Source organism: Tistrella bauzanensis (genome assembly GCF_014636235.1).
Lineage (GTDB): Bacteria > Pseudomonadota > Alphaproteobacteria > Tistrellales > Tistrellaceae > Tistrella > Tistrella bauzanensis.
On sequence record NZ_BMDZ01000213.1, the window covers coordinates 1 to 646 of the forward strand.

The 646-nt window shown below is 68.3% G+C and carries 1 pseudogene and 1 other annotated feature; the pseudogene reads left to right on the top strand.

The features are described 5' to 3' along the window. A pseudogene (locus IEW15_RS25635) lies at window positions 1-646 on the top strand (IS3 family transposase); the annotation flags it as partial. Next, window positions 222-338, top strand: a sequence feature (AL1L pseudoknot). (Overlaps the previous pseudogene by 117 nt.)

The following is a 646-nucleotide window of genomic DNA, read 5'->3' on the forward strand; positions in this document are numbered from 1 at the left end:
CTTGAGCATCAGAATGAGCATGCCTCGCAATGGGCGGCGATGGGCTCGATCGCGGCGAAGATCGGCTGCACGGCCGAGACGTTGCGCGGCTGGGTGCGGCAGGCGGAGCGCGATCTGGGCGTTCGAGCCGGGCCGACCAGTGAGGAGCGGGAGCGGATCAAGGCGCTGGAGCGGGAAGTCCGCGAGCTTCGCCAGGCCAACGAGATCCTGCGCAAGGCGTCGGCGTATTTTGCCCAGGCGGAGCTCGACCGCCCGTTCAAACGATGAAGGCGTTCATCGACGACCATCGTGACGTCTACGGGGTCGAGCCGATCTGCAAGGTGCTGCCGATCGCCCCGTCGACCTATCGCGAGCATGCGGCTCGGCGGGCGGATCCCGGACGGGCACCGGCTCGCGAACGCCGTGACGCCGGCCTTCGCGACGACATCCGCCGGGTTTTCGAGGCGAACTTCGAGGTTTACGGGGTCCGCAAGATCTGGCGCCAGCTTCGGCGTGAAGGGATTGGCGTCGCCCGTTGCACCGTGTCGCGCCTGATGCGGCAGATGGGCCTGAAGGGTGTGGTGCGCGGCAGGACCGTGCGCACCACGATCAGCAATCCGGCCGCCGCATGCCCGCTCGACCGGGTCAACCGCCAGTTCCAGGCGCC